At 56.7% G+C, this 16,749-nt stretch carries 15 protein-coding genes; 2 read left to right on the top strand and 13 right to left on the bottom strand.

Annotated features, from left to right (window positions below; translation table 11 throughout):
* Positions 1 to 13: 13 nt before the first annotated feature.
* Positions 14 to 781 carry a YdcF family protein gene (locus PO881_RS21545; protein ID WP_137387139.1) on the bottom strand — a complete coding sequence of 256 codons (768 nt, stop codon included), beginning with the start codon at positions 779 to 781 and terminating at the stop codon, positions 14 to 16.
* 99 nt (positions 782 to 880) lie between these two features.
* Between PO881_RS21545 and PO881_RS21540 the strand changes: the two genes are divergently transcribed.
* Positions 881 to 1,948 carry a LacI family DNA-binding transcriptional regulator gene (locus PO881_RS21540; RefSeq protein ID WP_280172936.1) on the top strand — a complete coding sequence of 356 codons (1,068 nt, stop codon included), beginning with the start codon at positions 881 to 883 and terminating at the stop codon, positions 1,946 to 1,948.
* A gap of 37 nt (positions 1,949 to 1,985) precedes the next feature.
* Here PO881_RS21540 and PO881_RS21535 read toward each other — a convergent pair whose 3' ends face one another.
* Positions 1,986 to 2,675 carry an aspartate/glutamate racemase family protein gene (locus PO881_RS21535; RefSeq protein WP_222212286.1) on the bottom strand — a complete coding sequence of 230 codons (690 nt, stop codon included), beginning with the start codon at positions 2,673 to 2,675 and terminating at the stop codon, positions 1,986 to 1,988.
* 15 nt (positions 2,676 to 2,690) lie between these two features.
* Positions 2,691 to 4,748 carry an FUSC family protein gene (locus tag PO881_RS21530; RefSeq protein WP_280172935.1) on the bottom strand — a complete coding sequence of 686 codons (2,058 nt, stop codon included), beginning with the start codon at positions 4,746 to 4,748 and terminating at the stop codon, positions 2,691 to 2,693.
* A 254-nt stretch (positions 4,749 to 5,002) separates the two neighbouring features.
* Between PO881_RS21530 and PO881_RS21525 the strand changes: the two genes are divergently transcribed.
* Entirely contained in the window at positions 5,003 to 5,950 is a 948-nt protein-coding gene (locus PO881_RS21525) for a sulfonate ABC transporter substrate-binding protein (RefSeq protein ID WP_280172934.1), read from the top strand.
* Between the two features lie 134 nt (positions 5,951 to 6,084).
* Here PO881_RS21525 and PO881_RS21520 read toward each other — a convergent pair whose 3' ends face one another.
* From PO881_RS21520 to ssuD, 10 genes are all read right to left on the bottom strand, one after another.
* Positions 6,085 to 6,399 (bottom strand): type II toxin-antitoxin system MqsA family antitoxin, encoded by a 315-nt coding sequence (locus PO881_RS21520; protein WP_280172933.1) that lies wholly within the window; start codon positions 6,397 to 6,399, stop codon positions 6,085 to 6,087.
* Positions 6,392 to 6,736: a toxin gene (locus PO881_RS21515; RefSeq protein WP_137387145.1), complete on the bottom strand. Its 345-nt coding sequence runs from the start codon at positions 6,734 to 6,736 to the stop codon at positions 6,392 to 6,394. The genes PO881_RS21520 and PO881_RS21515 overlap by 8 nt, the downstream gene beginning before the upstream one ends.
* 481 nt (positions 6,737 to 7,217) lie before the next feature.
* Positions 7,218 to 8,432, bottom strand: a complete 1,215-nt coding sequence (locus PO881_RS21510; RefSeq protein ID WP_280172932.1) for an acyl-CoA dehydrogenase family protein — start codon at positions 8,430 to 8,432, stop codon at positions 7,218 to 7,220.
* On the bottom strand, positions 8,429 to 9,868 hold the full coding sequence (locus PO881_RS21505) for an MFS transporter (RefSeq protein WP_110867055.1): 1,440 nt from the start codon (positions 9,866 to 9,868) through the stop codon (positions 8,429 to 8,431). Before PO881_RS21505 ends, PO881_RS21510 begins: the two co-directional genes overlap by 4 nt.
* Before the next feature lie 177 nt (positions 9,869 to 10,045).
* The gene (locus tag PO881_RS21500) at positions 10,046 to 10,921 is read right to left on the bottom strand and encodes a MetQ/NlpA family ABC transporter substrate-binding protein (RefSeq protein WP_192414680.1); all 876 of its coding nucleotides are present in this window, start codon (positions 10,919 to 10,921) and stop codon (positions 10,046 to 10,048) included.
* Positions 10,918 to 11,616, bottom strand: coding sequence for a methionine ABC transporter permease (locus PO881_RS21495; RefSeq protein ID WP_280172931.1), 699 nt, complete (start codon positions 11,614 to 11,616; stop codon positions 10,918 to 10,920). Before PO881_RS21495 ends, PO881_RS21500 begins: the two co-directional genes overlap by 4 nt.
* Entirely contained in the window at positions 11,613 to 12,632 is a 1,020-nt protein-coding gene (locus PO881_RS21490) for a methionine ABC transporter ATP-binding protein (RefSeq protein WP_280172930.1), read from the bottom strand. Before PO881_RS21490 ends, PO881_RS21495 begins: the two co-directional genes overlap by 4 nt.
* Complete coding sequence (locus PO881_RS21485; protein ID WP_280172929.1) at positions 12,629 to 14,023, bottom strand: LLM class flavin-dependent oxidoreductase; 1,395 nt, start codon at positions 14,021 to 14,023, stop codon at positions 12,629 to 12,631. Before PO881_RS21485 ends, PO881_RS21490 begins: the two co-directional genes overlap by 4 nt.
* Before the next feature lie 74 nt (positions 14,024 to 14,097).
* The gene (locus tag PO881_RS21480; RefSeq protein WP_280172928.1) at positions 14,098 to 15,513 is read right to left on the bottom strand and encodes an FAD/NAD(P)-binding protein; all 1,416 of its coding nucleotides are present in this window, start codon (positions 15,511 to 15,513) and stop codon (positions 14,098 to 14,100) included.
* Positions 15,513 to 16,685 (bottom strand): FMNH2-dependent alkanesulfonate monooxygenase, encoded by a 1,173-nt coding sequence (ssuD, locus tag PO881_RS21475; RefSeq protein WP_280172927.1) that lies wholly within the window; start codon positions 16,683 to 16,685, stop codon positions 15,513 to 15,515. The genes PO881_RS21480 and ssuD overlap by 1 nt, the downstream gene beginning before the upstream one ends.
* Between the last annotated feature and the right edge of the window lie 64 nt (positions 16,686 to 16,749).

The following is a 16,749-nucleotide window of genomic DNA, read 5'->3' as shown; positions in this document are numbered from 1 at the left end:
GGCGACCGAAACATCACAACCGTGACTGCACGCCGGGCAACTGCTTCAGGCGTTGCCAGCCGGCTTCCACCGCTTCTGGCACCTCGACGTGGCCGAGGAAACCTTTTCCGCGCGGCCCGTAACCGTTTTCATCGTCGCGCAGGCGCTGGATTTCACCCATCAGCAGCGACAGAAAACGCTCCATCGACCACAATCCTTGCGGCGGCGCGCCGATGATGCGCAGCATGCCCGCGTCCATCATCACCTGCGGCACAAATACCGGCCAGCTGATAAATTCCGGTGCATCCGCACGATCGCGCCATTGATAGCGGAAGGTTTCCCAGGTGCGACGCTGCATCAGCGGATCCTGCACCAGCAGCACGCGCTGCGGCTGCCAGCTGTGCTCATCCAGCAGCTTTTGGCTGAAGGCGGCGTTTTCCCCGCAGTTGCGTGAGGCGGTTTCCAGCAGCAGCAAATCGTCCGGCAGCGCGGCAAATACGCGGGCGACATCGCCCAGCAACTCGGCTTCGCTTTTGCCTTTGCTGTCAATTTGGCGATACAGCGGATGTGCGGCGAGCATCTCCACCAGCAGCGAGGTTGAGTGACCGGTGCCGCCGCTGATCAATAACGGCAGCTGATACTTTTTCGCCACGGCGATCACCGCTTCCACGTTCGGCAGGACCGCGTGACCAGCGAGAATGGCTAAATCGATGTCGAGCGTGCCATCTTGTGGCATCTGATCCAGCGCCAGCCAGGCCGCCAGGGTGTTGATATCCTGAATCTGATGGTTATTGAGCTGCATCCGGTTCTCCTCTTTTTACCTTTGGCAGTGTAGCGGCTTAAGTGCGTGTCGGCAGGGAAAAATTTGCTACACTCGCAGCTTAATCTTCAGGAGAGATTCATGACTGCGCGCTCCGTAACCCTCGACGATGTTGCTCATCTGGCTGGGGTTTCTTATCAAACCGTTTCCCGCGTCCTCAACCATTCCGAGCAGGTTTCGCCGCGCACCCGCGCCAAAGTCGAAGCCGCGATGCAGCAGCTCAACTATGTGCCGAATCGCGTGGCGCAGCAGCTGGCGGGCAAAAACACCCGCACGCTGGGTCTCGCCACCAGCGATTTAGCCTTGATGGCGCCCGCGCAGATCGCTTCGGCGATTCAGCAACGGGCGGCGGCGCAGGGTTATCATCTGGTGATCGCCATGGCGAATCCCGATAATGCGCCGCAGGATACAGTGAATGAACTGCTGGCGCAGCGCGTGGATGCGCTACTAATTAACCTGCCGCTCGATGCGGCGCAGGCTGCGCAGATTCAGCAACAGTGCGACAACAAGCCGGTGCTGTTTCTTGATGTGGAGCGCAGCGCTGAAGTGGCGCAGTGCCAGTATCAGAGCGAATCCGGTGCGCAGCAGGCGGTCGATCATCTGGTGGCGCTCGGCCATCGCCAGATTGGCGTGCTAAATGGACCGGCAAGTTCTGCCTCGGCGCGCGCGCGTTACGCCGCGTGGCAACAGGCGCTGGCGGCGCATCAGCTCAAGCCATTCTGCGTGCTGAGCGGTGACTGGAGCGCGGCATCGGGTTATCAGGCGCTGCAGGCGCAGTTGCCCAACACTCTGCCGCAGGCGCTGCTGGTGGCTAACGATCAGATGGCGCTCGGCGCGATGCGCGCGCTGCATCAGCATGGCGTGAAGATCCCGGCGGAGATTTCGCTGATTGGCTACGACGATACCGCGGAAAGCGCGTGGTATCAGCCGCCATTAACCACCGTGCGTCAGGATTTGCAGCAGTTGGGCGCGGTGAGCGTGGATCGCTTGCTGGCGCAGCTGGAAGGTGGCGATGTGGCAGAGAAGACGCTGGAAACCGAGTTAGTGTTGCGGGAAACCACCGCGACGCCGCAGCAAGATGAGGTGGATGTGGCGGAGATTGCGCAACAGTTGCAGATTTTGGCGCGCAAGTTAAAGCGCACCTCATAAATAGGTTAGGTGCGCGAATTTGCGCACCTGGTCGTAATTACCCGAGTGCGAGTTTTACGGCGTCTTCTGCGTGAATCAAGGTGGTATCGAACAGCGGCACGCTGGCATCTTCCGCTTTTACCAGCAAGGTGATTTCGGTGCAGCCGAGAATAATCGCTTCTGCGCCCTGCTCCACCAGCTCAGCAATAATCTTGCGGTATTGCGCACGAGATTCATCGCGGATCACGCCAAGACAGAGTTCCTGATAAATGATGTCGTGCACCACTTTGCGACCGGCTGCATCGGGAACCAAAACGTCGATCTTCGACTGATGAAGTCGGCCTTTGTAGAATTCCTGCTCCATGGTGAACGCCGTTGCCAGCAAGCCGACTTTTTTTACGCCCGCCTGACGAATGCGTTGTGCGGTGGCATCGGCGATATGCAGCAGCGGAATGCTGACCGCATCAGTGATCTGCTGCGCGACTTTGTGCATGGTATTGGTACAGAGCACAATAAAATCCGCGCCGCCCTTTTCCAGACTGAGCGCCGCTTCTGCCAGGATCTCGCCCGCTTTTTGCCACTCGCCAGCGGCCTGTAGCTTTTCAATTTCGTGGAAATCGACGCTGTACATCAGGCTGCGCGCGGAGTGCAAACCGCCCAGCTGCTGCTTCACCTGCTCATTGATAATACGGTAATAGAGCGCGGTGGATTCCCAGCTCATTCCGCCAATCAAACCGATCATTTTCATCTGCTTAACTCCGTTTTAAACATGCTGCTCAGCACTGTAATAGTTTTTCGGCCAGCGCGCTGCAGGAAACAACGATAAGCGGATATTGAACAGGTGAAACATCGGCGCAAACAGCGTGTTCTCCTGCAACGCTGCCGCTTCCAGCCGCAGCAACAACGTATTCAATTCCGCTAACAATTCCGGCTGCGGCGTGGTTTGCAGCGATTTTAACCGACGCTTAAGAAACTGGCTCAGCTCATGGAACATCGCCGCGCTTTCGATGTGATGCGCCAGCAGCAGTTCACGATGACGCGTGTAATAGTCGTAGCAGTTTGCGCCCAGCCAGGCTTCGGCAATCAGATTGCCGCCGGAGACCAACTCTGGCACCGGATCGACACGCTTACGCGGCAGAATAATGTTGACCTTATCCAGCGTGCGCGAAACAAACTGCTGACGCGCGGTCAGCGTGACGCTGTTGAGCCGCACCGTGGCGATAAACTGCAGCAGCTCGCGGATACCTTTGCGCACCGCGCGTTTGGCGGTCCACGACGGACGCTTGTTGCGGATCAGCGCCGTGATCACCACCGCGAAGGTAATGCCCACCAGCGTCGAAAGAATAGCGTTCACTATAAGCTGTAGATCGGGCTTGAAGTTGTGGCTCATGCCTATCAGCCCGGGAATCTGCGTGGCGACAATCAGACCAATCAGGTTGGTTGACGGATTGGCGATAACCAATCCCAGCGCCAGCAAGCCCGGCGCAAGGCAAATCACCAGCGCTTCGAAGGTCACCGCCTGCGGAATCAGCAAAGTGATATATAGCAGGCTGATCACCACAGAAATCAGCACCCCTTTCAGGAACAGCTTCATCGGCGCAATCGGGCTGTCCATGCCGGCAAAGAAGGAGCACAGCACCGCCGCCATCATTGGTGCGGTGGCACCATCCACCCAGCCGCTGCCGATCCAAAATACGCAGGTAACGAAGGTGGCAATAAACGCGGTAAACGACGACAACAGCAACAAACCCTTATCGACGTGTTTGTGCGCGCGCGCCATTTTTCCGGCTTTAACCGCGGGCGTCCATTCACTGACGCGTTCGCTCACGCTTTGATAGGCATCAACGATGCGCACAAAGTTGAGTAGGCGCTCCAGCAATCCGCTCAGCAAAATGCTCTCTTCGCTGTTGAGCCTGCCCTGTTGCCACGCCCGTTTCAGCTGATCTTGCGCGTGGCTGAGCTGGTCGCGCACCGGCAGCTGATCTTCACCATTTAGCCACAGCAAAAATTGCTGAAACACCTCGGCGATAAAGTCGGGGAAACGGATTTGCTGCTGCGCCAGCAGATTGAGGCGCGATTCGATTGCCGTCAGCGTGGGGATGAAATAGGAGAGATGCTGATACTGCACGCTGACTAAGCGCACCAGACGCCGCGCGTCATCGCCTTCATACACGCAGTGCGTGATGAGCGTTTCGACGTTAAGCGGATAGTTGGCCATCTGAATCAGGATATCTTCGCGCTCCACCGACTTCTCAGCGGGCATCGCCGTGACCAGTTCACTGCACAGCTTGCGCGCGTTCTGATACCACAGGTTCACGCTCTGCTCTAACAGATTGCGCATCGAGACCGGCCACAGCAGGCGATGCACCAGGCTGCTGCAGACGATGGCGACGGTGATCTCCTCAACACGCGAGATCACCGTGTAGGTGATGGCCGATGGCGACACCACATCGGGAAAACCCATAATCGCCGCGCTGTAGCCCGCCAGCATAAACACATAGCTTTTCGGCGTGCGGTCGTGCAGCGAAAGATAGAGACAAACCGCGACCCAAAGGGAGATGCACAGGCTGAACAGCAGCGGATCCTGCACCGTGGCGGGATAGATCAGTAGCGTAAACAAGCCGCCCAGCAGGGTGCCGAAGAAACGGAAAACCGATTTCGATACCGTCGATCCCGAATAGAGCTGCGAGGCAACGTACACTGTAGTCAGTGACCAGGCCGGTTTATCGAGATTGAGTTCCAGAGCAATGTAAAAAGCCAGAAAGGCAGCAAGACAGGTTTTGGCAGAAAACAGCATTGCGCTTCGTGAAAACCACTTCATAGAACGGGTAAAACCTTATGCAGGCAGCGGAATGGCTTATCCTGACAGAAGCTTTTGGCAATGGCATTTTGATTTGTTATACAAATTATTACCGTGCTAATTATATGGGCATCTATGGAAATGGCGGACGCGCTTGCTGATTACAGTGAATGATCCAGATCACATAGATAATAGTTATAAGCGATCGAAATTAGTTATTTATTGGTTATATAAGGGCTTTGCTAAGGTGGCAAAAAAACCACGTGAGAATCATCATGAAAGCAAAACTTCCTGTCCTAAGCGCTTTAGCTCTCAGCGTTGGCCTGATCTCCACGCACACTTTCGCCGCTAACCCAGAAACCGTCACCATCGGCTATCAAAAAGCCAACATCTTTGCCCTGCTGAAATATCGCGGCACGCTGGATGAAACCTTTAAGAAGGAAGGCATCGCTATCCGCTGGGTGGAGTTCCCGGCGGGCCCGCAGATGCTGGAAGGCTTAAACGTTGGCAGCATTGATTTGGCGGCAACCGGCGATGCGCCGCCTGCCTTCGCGCAGGCAGCGAAAGCCGATTTGATCTATCTTGGGCATTCACCGGCTAACCCAAAAACCGAAGCCATCGTGGTGCCGAAAGATTCCGCCATTAAAAGCGTAGCGGATTTGAAAGGTAAACGCGTGGGTCTGAACAAGGGTTCTGACGTCAATTATCTGCTGGTAAAAGCGCTGGAAGATGCGGGGCTTAACTACAAAGACGTGACGCCGGTGTATCTGCCGCCCGCCGATGCACGCGCGGCTTTCCAGAAAGGCGCGATTGATGCATGGGTGATTTGGGATCCGTACCTTGCCGAGGTAGAAGCCAATGCCGGTGCGCGTGAAATCCGCAATGCGGAAGGATTAGTGCCACATTACACCTTCTATCTCGCCAGCCGTCCGTTCGCGGAAGGTCATCCTGATACTGCGAAACAGGTTGTCGATGAGTTGAGCAAGCTCAGCGATTGGGCCAACAAGAACCCGGATGACGCGGCAGCGATTCTGTCGAAATCAACCGGCCTGGATAAAGCCATCTGGCAAACCACCATTAAACGCCTGCCTTACGGCGCGTCACGCATGTCGCCGCAGGTGTTTGATGAGCAGCAGGCGTTAGCGGATACCTTTAAGCGCGTGGGACTGTTGCCGGTGAAAGTGGATGTGCGCAGCGCGACCTGGTCGCTGGATAAGAAGTAAAAATAAATAAATCCGGGCCTGACTATTGGCCCGGATTTATCTTTTATTCGTAATGGTAGTCATTATTCAAACGCTTTTTTGCCTCGTGCAATAGGTTCAAACTTTGACGGTACGATGAGTAACAACCGCGTGTGTTAAAGCTGTGCGAGCGTTTTCAAGGTTTCAGGATTCTGCTGAACCATGCGTATAAGCAAAACAGCCTGGGCGTTAGGCCTGGACCTGCCTTGCTCCCAGTTTTGATAGGTGGTTTCACCTGTGTGAAGGTAGTGCGCAAAAACGGCCTGAGAAAGGTTAAGTTTTTCGCGTACATCACGCAGCTCCTGTGGCGCGATGGTGACGGGCGCGCGCTTGCTGACCTTGTAGGTCTTGAGCGTGATTTTTCCGTCCTTATGATGTTTCAGCTCCTGCATTCCCGTCATCAGCTCACTAAAAATATCGCGTTCAGTCATGTCTCAGCCCCTTTTTAATCACGTTCAGCGCCGAACCCAAGGCGTCGCGCTGCTGTTTGGTCAGATCGTCGCGTTGATCCTTATCGTAAATGGTAAACAGGATGAACTGGCCTTTTTCGTTCGTCCAGTAATAGATAACCCTAATGCCGCCTCTTGTGCCCTTGTTTCGACGCTCATCCCTGAACCGGACTTTACGCAGGCCGCCCGTATCTGGGATCACGTCGCCCTTTTCAGGGTCGGCCATCAACATATTCTGGAAAAGCCTAAACTGATCATCGCTCAGGTATTCCACCCGGTACTTCTGAAAGCTGGACAGCTCAATAAATGTCGCGTGCATGTTTGTACCTGTCCCCAACCAAGAGATACAATATCCCCAAGTTGGGGATAGCTCAACGAATATCCGCGTTGAATCTCGGATCATTTAAACAGTTAGTTTTTTCAGAATGTGTAGAGAATTATCTCACTAATGAAGGTTTGTATGCCGTGGGGACAGGTGCTATGTGAACCAAAAATACCCGTTTGAAAGCTAGCTGATTGCATTCTGTTGCTCCCTGTTACTGATATCCATTTAAAAAAACAGGACCAATCATAATTAATAAATCAGCGATCACGAATGTAAATTTTGGCTTAATATTGAACAGTTTTGAATTTTGGATTGTGGTTCACATAGTGATGTAACGTGATGATTTAATGGGTTTGTAAGTTATGCTCGCCATTCATGAACTGCACCCCAAATGTTGGACCATAATCTGACATTGATGGAGTGACCCTACGATTCGAGCATTTGTAGGGTGCGCATTTATGCGCACCGGGTTTTATCAGCCTTCTCCGCTGCCAATCTGCCACACACTGGTGGGTGCGGTGCCATTCACTTTCCAGTCGCCGATATCACGCGCTTTGTACACCACCGGATTATGTGACGACAGGGTGCGCGCGTTGCGCCAGTGACGATCCAGCGCTTTGCTGACGCGCGTATCTGATGCGCCCAATGCGTTAAACAGCTCGGTGGCGGCGCGCGTCACCCATTCGCTGGCAATCACCTGCGCCTGCCCCGCTTCTGCTTCGGCCAGCACATTTGCTGCGGCAATTTGCGCTTCATCGTTGCTGACGTGGGCAACATATGCTGATTGCAGTGAATGTGTCGCGCGGAGCACCGTGGCTTCCACCGCAAACGCCAGGCTGGTAATTTCACCGATCACCTGCAGAATCTGCGCATCCTGACGCACAGCGCCGCCGTTGCCGTGGCTGTAAACCCGATTTCGCGCCGCCACCGCCTGCGCACCATCGCGCGCCACCGCACGACCGATTCCCGCCAGCGTGGCCAGCAAGACATGCTGATAGAAAGCGGTTTGATAACGGAAGCGGGTGGCGAAATCGTAGACGTGTTCCTGCTCGACATGGGCGTTAGCGAAACGCGTGGTGCCGCTGCCGGTTAAGCGCTGGCCAAAGCCGTCCCAGTCGTCCTCACGCGTCACCCCGGGTTGGTGAGTGTTCACCAGAGCGATAACGTCGCCCTGATTGTCATTGCGGCGCGCATAGACATCAATCCAGTCGGCGAACAGCGTGCCGGTGCTGTAAAACTTCTCGCCGCTCAGCGTCCAGCCGCTTTCGCCTGGCGTGACGCGCGTGATGACATCGCCGAGTTTTACCGTGCCAATTTCCGTCCAGCCGCTGCCCACCAGCTCGCCATCAATAAAACGGCCAAACCAGCGATCGCGTTCCGCGCTATCCGGCTGATTCAATCGATCTTCGACAAAAGCGAAATGCGCGCGCAGCGCCTGCGGCAGATTCGAGTCGGCTTCTGCCAGCTCGGTTAACAGCTGGAACAGCTGCGGCAGCGATGCGCCCCAACCGCCCTTCTCTTGCGGAATGCGCACCGTGCCGAATCCCGCCTCTTTCAGCCAGCTAATCGGTTGATGCGGCAAAGTACGTTCCCGCTCGCGCGCCACCGTTCCTTCAGCGATGCGCGCGAAAATCGGCCGGAAGTGCGCCGCCAGCGCCTCATAATCGGTGCCTGTTGCCAATAAGCTCATGGTGACTCCTGAGGTGAAAGATCGTCGATGTCATGCAGCGTGGGCTCGTGGCGCACCGCCAGCAGGAAGAAGATCGGGATGATCGCTGCCAGCGATACCACCCAAAACATATTGGTGCCGAGCGCGGCCTGCAGAATCGGCAGGATGAACAGCGCTAACGCGCTACCGATGCCGGAAAGTGCGCGGCTAAAGCCCACGCCGGTAGCGCGAATCGAGGTTGGATAGGAAAGCGCTGGATAGACCATCAGTTGCGCGCCCGGCCCGAAGCCTTCGGCAAACAGCCACAGGCCGAGCATCAAAACTGCAAAGACGATTCCGGCGATGGCTTGCGGATGACCAATTAACGCCAGCGCGATCAGCGCAAAGAATTGCAGGGCAAAGCCAGCAATCGCGACGTGGCGCGACGGATATTTCCACGCCAGACGCATGCCAAGCAGGCCGCCGGTAAAGGCGAACAGCGCGTTGAGTCCCAGTGATGCCGAGATGGTTTCAAACACGCCCGCGCCGAGGAACTGCGCCAGAATCGACGGCAGGAAGAAAGCAATGGCGGTGTATTCAAACGAGATACAGATGTTCATCACACCCGCGACGATGGTGCGTTCGCGCCACGGTTTCTCAAACAGCACGCGGAAACTCACTTTCGGTGCCGCAGCAGCCGGTGGCGCTTCGTGTTCCGCTTCGTGTGCGTGAATGCCGTAGGAATCACGCAGGATGCGCACCGCGGATTTCAGATCGCCCTGATTCGCCGCCCACAGTGGCGATTCGTTCATAAATTTGCTGCGCACCGCGATGATCAGCAGCGCCGGCACCGCACCGAACAGCAGCGACGCGCGCCACAGCCAGTCAAGATGTTCTTTCGGCAGCAGGAAGTAGAGCGCGAAGATTAGCAGGAAGCACAGCGTTGACGCGGCATACCACATCGGGCACCAGGCTGCGAGTCGGGATGCCTTGTTGCCTTTACCAGCGAATTTGGAGAACTCCGCCAGATATGACATCGCCACCGGCAAATCGATGCCGACGCCCACGCCCATCAGGAAGCGCGCGCCAATCAGCACCCAGACGTTCGGCGCTAACCCCGCCGCAATCGCTGAAACCACAAAGAACAGCATGTCGGCCATGAACACCGAATAGCGGCCATATTTATCCGTCAGCCAGCCGCCCACCAGATTGCCAACGATGGTGCCAACCATAATTGAGGAAGTGACTAAGCCGGTGAGCAGCGGCGAGAGCTGAAACTCGCGCACCACATCATCGATGCCGTACGACAGCGTGGTGAGATCGTAGGCGTCGAGGAACACGCCGCCGAGCGCGAGGAACACAATCATGCGCGCGTAGTTGTCATTTTTGGTGCGAGTGTTGATCAGCCTTGCCACATCACTGACCGAACGTACCGGTTCGGAAACCGGAATGGTGTTTTCTAAAGGAAGAGAACTCATAACGCCTCACGTTGTTGTTTTGTAGTGCAGGTGAGATTGTTATAAGCGTTTTGCTGGCTGCGCCAAAACAACAATTCTTGATATAAATTTACATTAAAATCAATTAGATAAATGATTTTTAGCCAACACAAAAACCCGGACACGCCTGACGCGTCCGGGTGTTCAAACAACAACCATTTATTCGGCTGAGACCGGCACCAATACGCCTTTTACCAGCGGATCGTCGGTGGTCTTCAACCACTGCTGGACGCGCGGATCGGAGAAGGCTTTTTTCAGCTTCTCAATGTTTTCCTGGTCCAGATAAGGCGTGCCAATTACCAGCTGTGAGGCGAAAGTGCGCGGCGCAGGCGGGAAGAGAATGCCTTTTTCGCGCGGCACTTTACCGGCATCAAATTGCGAAACGTAACCAATCGCCGCATCCACCGAGTTGAGCGCACGCGGCATGGTCAGCAAATCGAGCTCTTTAAACACGAAACCGTGCGGATTGCCGACAATGTTCTTCAGTTTGGCCGTGCGCGGCTCGACGTTGGGATCGAGCGTGATTAAACCCTGACGCGCCAGCAACCATAATGCCTGGCCCTGATTGGCGCCATCATCCGGCACCACGATGGTCGCGCCCTGCGGCAGATCCGCTACCGATGTGTAGCGATCGGAGTAGATGCCAAACGCCCACTGGAACAGCGGCAGCGTTGAGGTGAGCGCAAAACCGTTGGCATCCACCACTTGCTTTAGCCACCACTGATGCTGATACACGGTGGCGGCATACTGCCCTTCCGCTACCGCGCGGTCGGCTTGCACCGGATCCTGCACCCCAACCGCCTCCAGCTTCAGGCCATAATCGGGCGCGATGTGCTCGCCAACGTATTCAATCAGCTTCTGCTCGCCCGCCATCGCCGGTTCAAAATGCACCTTCAGCGTGGTGCCAAAAACCACCGCCTGCGCCTGTTGGCTGCGCCAGAACCAGCCGCCTGCTGCAAGTAAAACGACCACTATAATCAGTAGCAGCCACGGCCAGCGGCGGGTTTTACGCAGCTCGAAATCTTGTGTTGTCATAACGATGTCCCCTGAGGATGGCGTAATGCGGTGACCAAACGGTCGCCGAGAAATTGAATGGTTTGAATTAAGGCGATCAGCACCACGATTGTGGCGATCATGATGTGATTATCGAAGCGCTGATAACCGTACACCACCGCCAGATAGCCGATACCGCCCGCGCCGATGGTGCCGGCAATGGCGGAGTACTCAATCATTGAGATCAGGTTGAGCGTCACTGCCGCCACAATCGCCGGCAGCGCTTCGCTAAGTTGTGCCGAGCGGATGATCTGCCAGCGCGAACCGCCGCACACCAAGCCCACCGCCGTCACTTCACCGGGCAGCTCACGCAGCGCGTTGTCCACCAGACGGCCAAAGAACGGAATACCCGCGGCGATCATCGGCACAACGGCGGCAGGAATGCCGATGGTGGTGCCGGTAAGCCAGAAGGTGAACGGAATGATGGCCGCCATCAGCACCATAAACGGCAGCGAACGGCCCATGTTGACAATCCAACTCAACACTCTATTAATTCCGCGATGCGGAAACAGACCGCGCACCGAGGTGTTGAACAGCACCACGCCGACGATGCCGCCGAAGGTGACCACGAACAGCATCACGATCGCCACCATCAACGCGGTTTCGCCCAGAGCGGGCAGCATCAGCGCCGGGATTTCTGGCCACGGCGTATCCTGACTTATCACTGATATGCTCATACCGCCTCCCGCAATGGCAACACGCTGCCGGAAACGCTGGCAACTAAGCCCAACTGTTCCAGCTGCGATAGCAAACGCGCCAGCGGCACGCGTTCCTGCTGATAGTGAATGCCCACCTTCAGGCGGCCAGCTTGCAGACCATTCACCTGCTCAACGTGCGCGCCGAGCAGATCAATACGCAAACCAAACTGCTGGCTGAGGCGCGAAATCCAGTCGCTGACAACCGGCACATCGGTGCGATAGCTGAGCTGCAACACCAGTTCGGCATCGCCCGCCTGCGCCGCCAGCGGGAACAGGCGCTGCCCCAATAGCGAATCGGGTTGCGCCAGTAGCTCTTTCACCACGCCATACTGCACGATTTGGCCGTCGCGAATTTCCGCTACCGCATCTGCCGCCTGACGCACCGCATCCATTTCATGGGTGATCAGCACAATCGCCAGCTTGTAGTCATCACGCAGTTTTTTCAGCAGGTCGAGCACGGTGACGGTGGCTTCGGGATCGAGCCCTGAAGTGGCTTCATCTGCCAGCAACACCGACGGGCGCAATGCCAGCGCACGCGCGATACCAATACGCTGCCGCTGACCACCAGAAAGCTGGCCCGGATAGGCTTTGGCTTTGTGGCTGAGGCCGACGCTATCGAGCAGTTCGCCCACGCGCGCGGCAATATCGCGATCCACCACGCCAAGATAGTGCAGCGGCAAGGCGATATTCTCCCACGCGGTTTTGCGTTGCAGCAGCGCGGAAGACTGGAACACGGTACCAATTGAGCGACGCGCCTGACGCAGCGCTTCGCCATCCAGACGAGAAAGATCGTTGCCGTTAACGCGGATGCTGCCGGCGCTCGGTTGCTCTAGCAGGCTGATGCACTTCGCCAGCGTCGATTTACCCGCGCCGCTCGGCCCAACTACCGCGGTGATGTTGGCTTGCGGTACTTGCAGGCTGATGGATTTCAGCACCTCGGTGATGCGGCCATCGGGTGCGCGATAGTGTTTGCTAAGCTGATCTATTTCGATCATAAGACCTCCTGCGGCGTGGAGGATTTAACGCGATAGCCCGCGCCCGGATGCGGTGCTTGCAGCTGCGGGCCGGCGGAGAATAACTTCTCGCGCAACGTGCCCTGCGCGTACTCTTTTTTATAGACGCCGCGCTTTTGCAGCTCCGGGATCAGCAGCTCCACCACATCTTCAAAAGTTTCATGCGTCAGTGCGTAGGCGAAGTTGAAGCCGTCTACGTCGGTCTCTTCAACCCAGCTTTGCAACTCGTCCGCGACGGTTTCCGCGCTGCCGACAATCAGCGGACCAAAACCGCCGATGCCAACCCAATCCGCCAGTGCTTTTACCGTCCACTGACGATCGGGATCAGCGGTGGAGAAAGTTTCGACCGCCGATTGAATGGCATTGGTGTGGATATATTTCAGCACCTGATCCGGCTGATACTGGCCGAAGTCGATACCGGTCCAGCCTGATACCAGCGCCAGCGCGCCTTCGTAGCTGACCCAAGTGGTGTACTCTTTCCATTTCGCCTGCGCCGCCAGATCGGTTTCGCCAACAATCACGGTTTGCAGATTGAAGATTTTGATGCTGTAAGGATCGCGCCCCGCTTCCACCGCGCGGCGGCGAATATCGGCGACGGTTTTCTTCAGCAGCACTTTTGACGGCGCGGCAACAAATACGCATTCGGCATGTTCTGCGGCAAACTGTTTGCCACGACTCGATGCGCCCGCCTGATACAGCACCGGCGTGCGCTGCGGTGACGGTTCGCACAGGTGAATGCCCGGCACGTTGAAGAAGGTGCCCTGATGATTGATGGGATGGATTTTACGCGGGTCGCTGAAGATACGGCGTTCGCGGTCACGCAATACTGCATCCTGCTCCCAGCTGCCTTCCAGCAGCTTGTACACCACTTGCAGATACTCGTCGGCGTAATCGTAGCGGCTATCGTGATCGATCTGGGTTTTGTGCCCAATGTTGCGCGCCCCGCTCTCCAGATACGAGGTGACGATGTTCCAGCCGATGCGGCCTTTGGTCAGGTGATCGAGCGTGGATAAGCGGCGCGCAAACGGATAGGGATGCTCAAACGACAGCGACGCCGTAAGACCAAAGCCGAGGTGTTCGGTCACCAGCGCCATTGGCGTAATCAGCGCTAACGGATCGTTGACCGGCACCTGCGTCGCCTGGCGGATCGCCGCATCGCCGTTGCCGTTGAGTACATCGTAAACGCCGAGCACGTCAGCGATAAACAGGCCGTCAAATTTGCCGCGCTCCAGCAGGCGCGCCAAATCGACCCAATACTCCAGGTCTTTGTATTGCCAGGAACGGTCACGCGGATGTGCCCACAGGCCCGGCGACTGGTGTCCGACACAGTTCATATCAAATGCGTTCAAGCGAATTTCACGTTGCGATGGCATAGCAATCTCCATAGCGAGGCCGTGATCGTGTTACGACCCGGCGTTCGTCAGTTAATTTTTAGGATGTTGAGAGATTAAAGCGCTGAAGGGGGACATCGCTCGGCGGGAGCGATTTGCAGTTCTTGTAAAATATGTTTCGCCACAGCGGCGGCGTGATCGGCGACCTGCGGCAATCCCATTAGTTCACCGAAGCGCGCACGCGCAGCGGGACCGACGACAAACAGGCGCGCATTAGGCTGGCCGGTAACATTGAGCGTGTGCGACTGGCTGTCGACATCAATACCAAAACCGAGCAGGTCAGCGCGGATTAGCCCTTGCTGGCTGAGCGACTGCAGCAGCGGCTGGCTGGCAGTTAAGGCTTCATGGCCGGGACCGGTTGTGACAATCAGATGATCGAGGCGATGGGTTTGGCTGGCGCCCTCGCGCGTGCGTAGCGTGATTTGCAGTTGGTTGCCGACATCGGAGATGTCGCTAAGGCGCGCGGCCAGCACCTTCAAACTGCCCTGCTGACGTCGTGCGCTGATTACCGCTGACACCTGCGGCGCGATGCGATAGCGATGCACATCCCACCACGAACGCAAATGACGGACAAAACTTTGCTGCTCGCGCAGCGGCAGCGATTGCCAGATATCCTGGCCTTGCACGCGCACCTGATCGAGCACGCGCTGCCACGGCAAATCCTGTTCCGCGGCACGCGCGACTTCGGCACGAATATGTCGCAGCCACAGACGTGCGCTGGACGCTTGCTGCGGGGCTAACATCCATTCGGGCCATTCACCGCTCAGGTTGTCGCGCGAGAGCTGTCCACGGCGTGAGAAGGCGATTAACGGGCCACGATGCTGGCGGGTGCCCAATGAAGCCACCACGTCCGCCATGCTCAGGCTGGTACCGATAATCGCCACCGAGGATTGAGGATCGATGGCGTCTAATACGCCGTGCTGCCACGGATTGGCAATCAACGCCGGATGCGCCGAGAACGGTTGCAGCGCACGCGGCAATGATGGCGGCGGATGACTGATCGCTAACGCCAGCACATCACCCTGCAGCGTTTCTCCGTTGCTGAGCAACAGCTGCTCGCCTTCCCAGGCCACGGCGCTGGCCTGAACATGGCGCAGCGTGATGTGCGGATACGCCTTCGCCGCGGTGGCAAACTGTTCTGCCAGATAGCGACCAAACAGGCTGCGCTGCGGATAGACCGCGCCGTCTTCACAGTGCGCTACTGAATCCAGTGAACATTCCGGCTGTTGGCGATACCAGCGATCAAACGCGCCCTGTTCTTCCCCGCTTAACTGCATGCGTGAAGCGGGCACGTTGATGCGGTGCGCCGGCTCCTGCGTGGAATAGGCAACGCCGCCGCCGAGGTTGGCGCGCGGTTCGACCACTGTAATCAGTAATCTGCTCGATGAGGTTCGTGCGAGATGAATCGCCAGCGCTGTGCCGCTAAAGCCACCGCCAACAATGATTACCCGTGCCATTGCCTTCTCCTGCATTAGCTGGCGCTCGTCTGTTTTGACGGACGCTTATCGCCACCAATGGTTTCACCAAACGGGCCGGTGTTAATGGTGCGTTCACGCTGCTGCTGTGCGTTAGCCAGCGGTAGCAGCGGCAACAGTAATTCGGCCACGCGATGCGCTTCTTCCAGATGCGGATAACCGGACAGAATGAAGTTGGTGACACCCAGCGCCTGATATTCGCGGATACGCTCAGCCACCTGCTCCGGGCTGCCGACCAGCGCAGTGCCCGCGCCACCGCGCACCAGACCCACACCCGCCCACAGATTTGGCGAGATATAGAGGTTGTCGCGCGAGCCGTTGTGCAACGCGCTCATTCGTGCCTGACCGGCGGAATCCATACGCGCAAAGATTTTCTGCGCCTGTGCGATGGTCTCTTCATCAAGATGACCAATCAACTTATCTGCCGCCGCTTTGGCTTCTTCTTCGGTCTCGCGCACAATCACATGCAAACGAATGCCGTATTCCAGCTTACGTCCGCGCTGTTCTGCACGTGCGCGCACCACTTCCAGCTTCTCGGCAACCTGCGCTGGCGGCTCGCCCCAGGTGAGATAGGTATCGATCTGTTCCGCTGCTACATCAATCGCCGCCTCAGATGAACCACCAAAATAGAGCGGCGGCCCCTTTACCTGCACCGGCGGAAACAGCACTTCTGCGCCTTCAACGTGAATGTGTTTGCCTTCGTAATCCACTTTATCGCCGCGCATCAGGCGGCTGTAGACGTCGAGGAACTCTTTGGTGACTTCATAACGTTCACTGTGGTTGAGAAAAATGCCGTCGCCTTTGTTCTCAATCGGATCGCCGCCGGTCACCACGTTAATCAATAAACGCCCTTCAGACAGACGATCAAGCGTGGCCGCCATGCGAGCTGCCAGCGTTGGCGGCTGCAGGCCAGGACGCACCGCAACTAAATAGCGCAGACGTTTGGTGATCGGCGCTAACGCAGAGGCCACCAGCCAGGAATCTTCACAGCTTTTGCCGGTAGGAATTAATACGCCGTAGAAGCCAAGATTGTCGGCGGCGAGCGCCACTTGCTGTAAGTAGGGTAAATCGACCGGGCGTCCGCCTTGCGTGGTGCCGAGATAGCGTCCATCACCGTGCGTCGGTAAAAACCAGAAAACATTAATTTTATCGTTCGCGGAATCGGCCATTATGCTTTTCCTATATAACTTTATTAAAAAATGATCATTTTGAACTGCTTATTTGGTTATATAG

The sequence above is a fragment of the Pantoea sp. SS70 genome (assembly GCF_029866845.1).
Taxonomy (GTDB): Bacteria; Pseudomonadota; Gammaproteobacteria; order Enterobacterales; family Enterobacteriaceae; genus Pantoea; species Pantoea leporis.
This window is presented reverse-complemented; position numbering and strand designations above follow the sequence as displayed.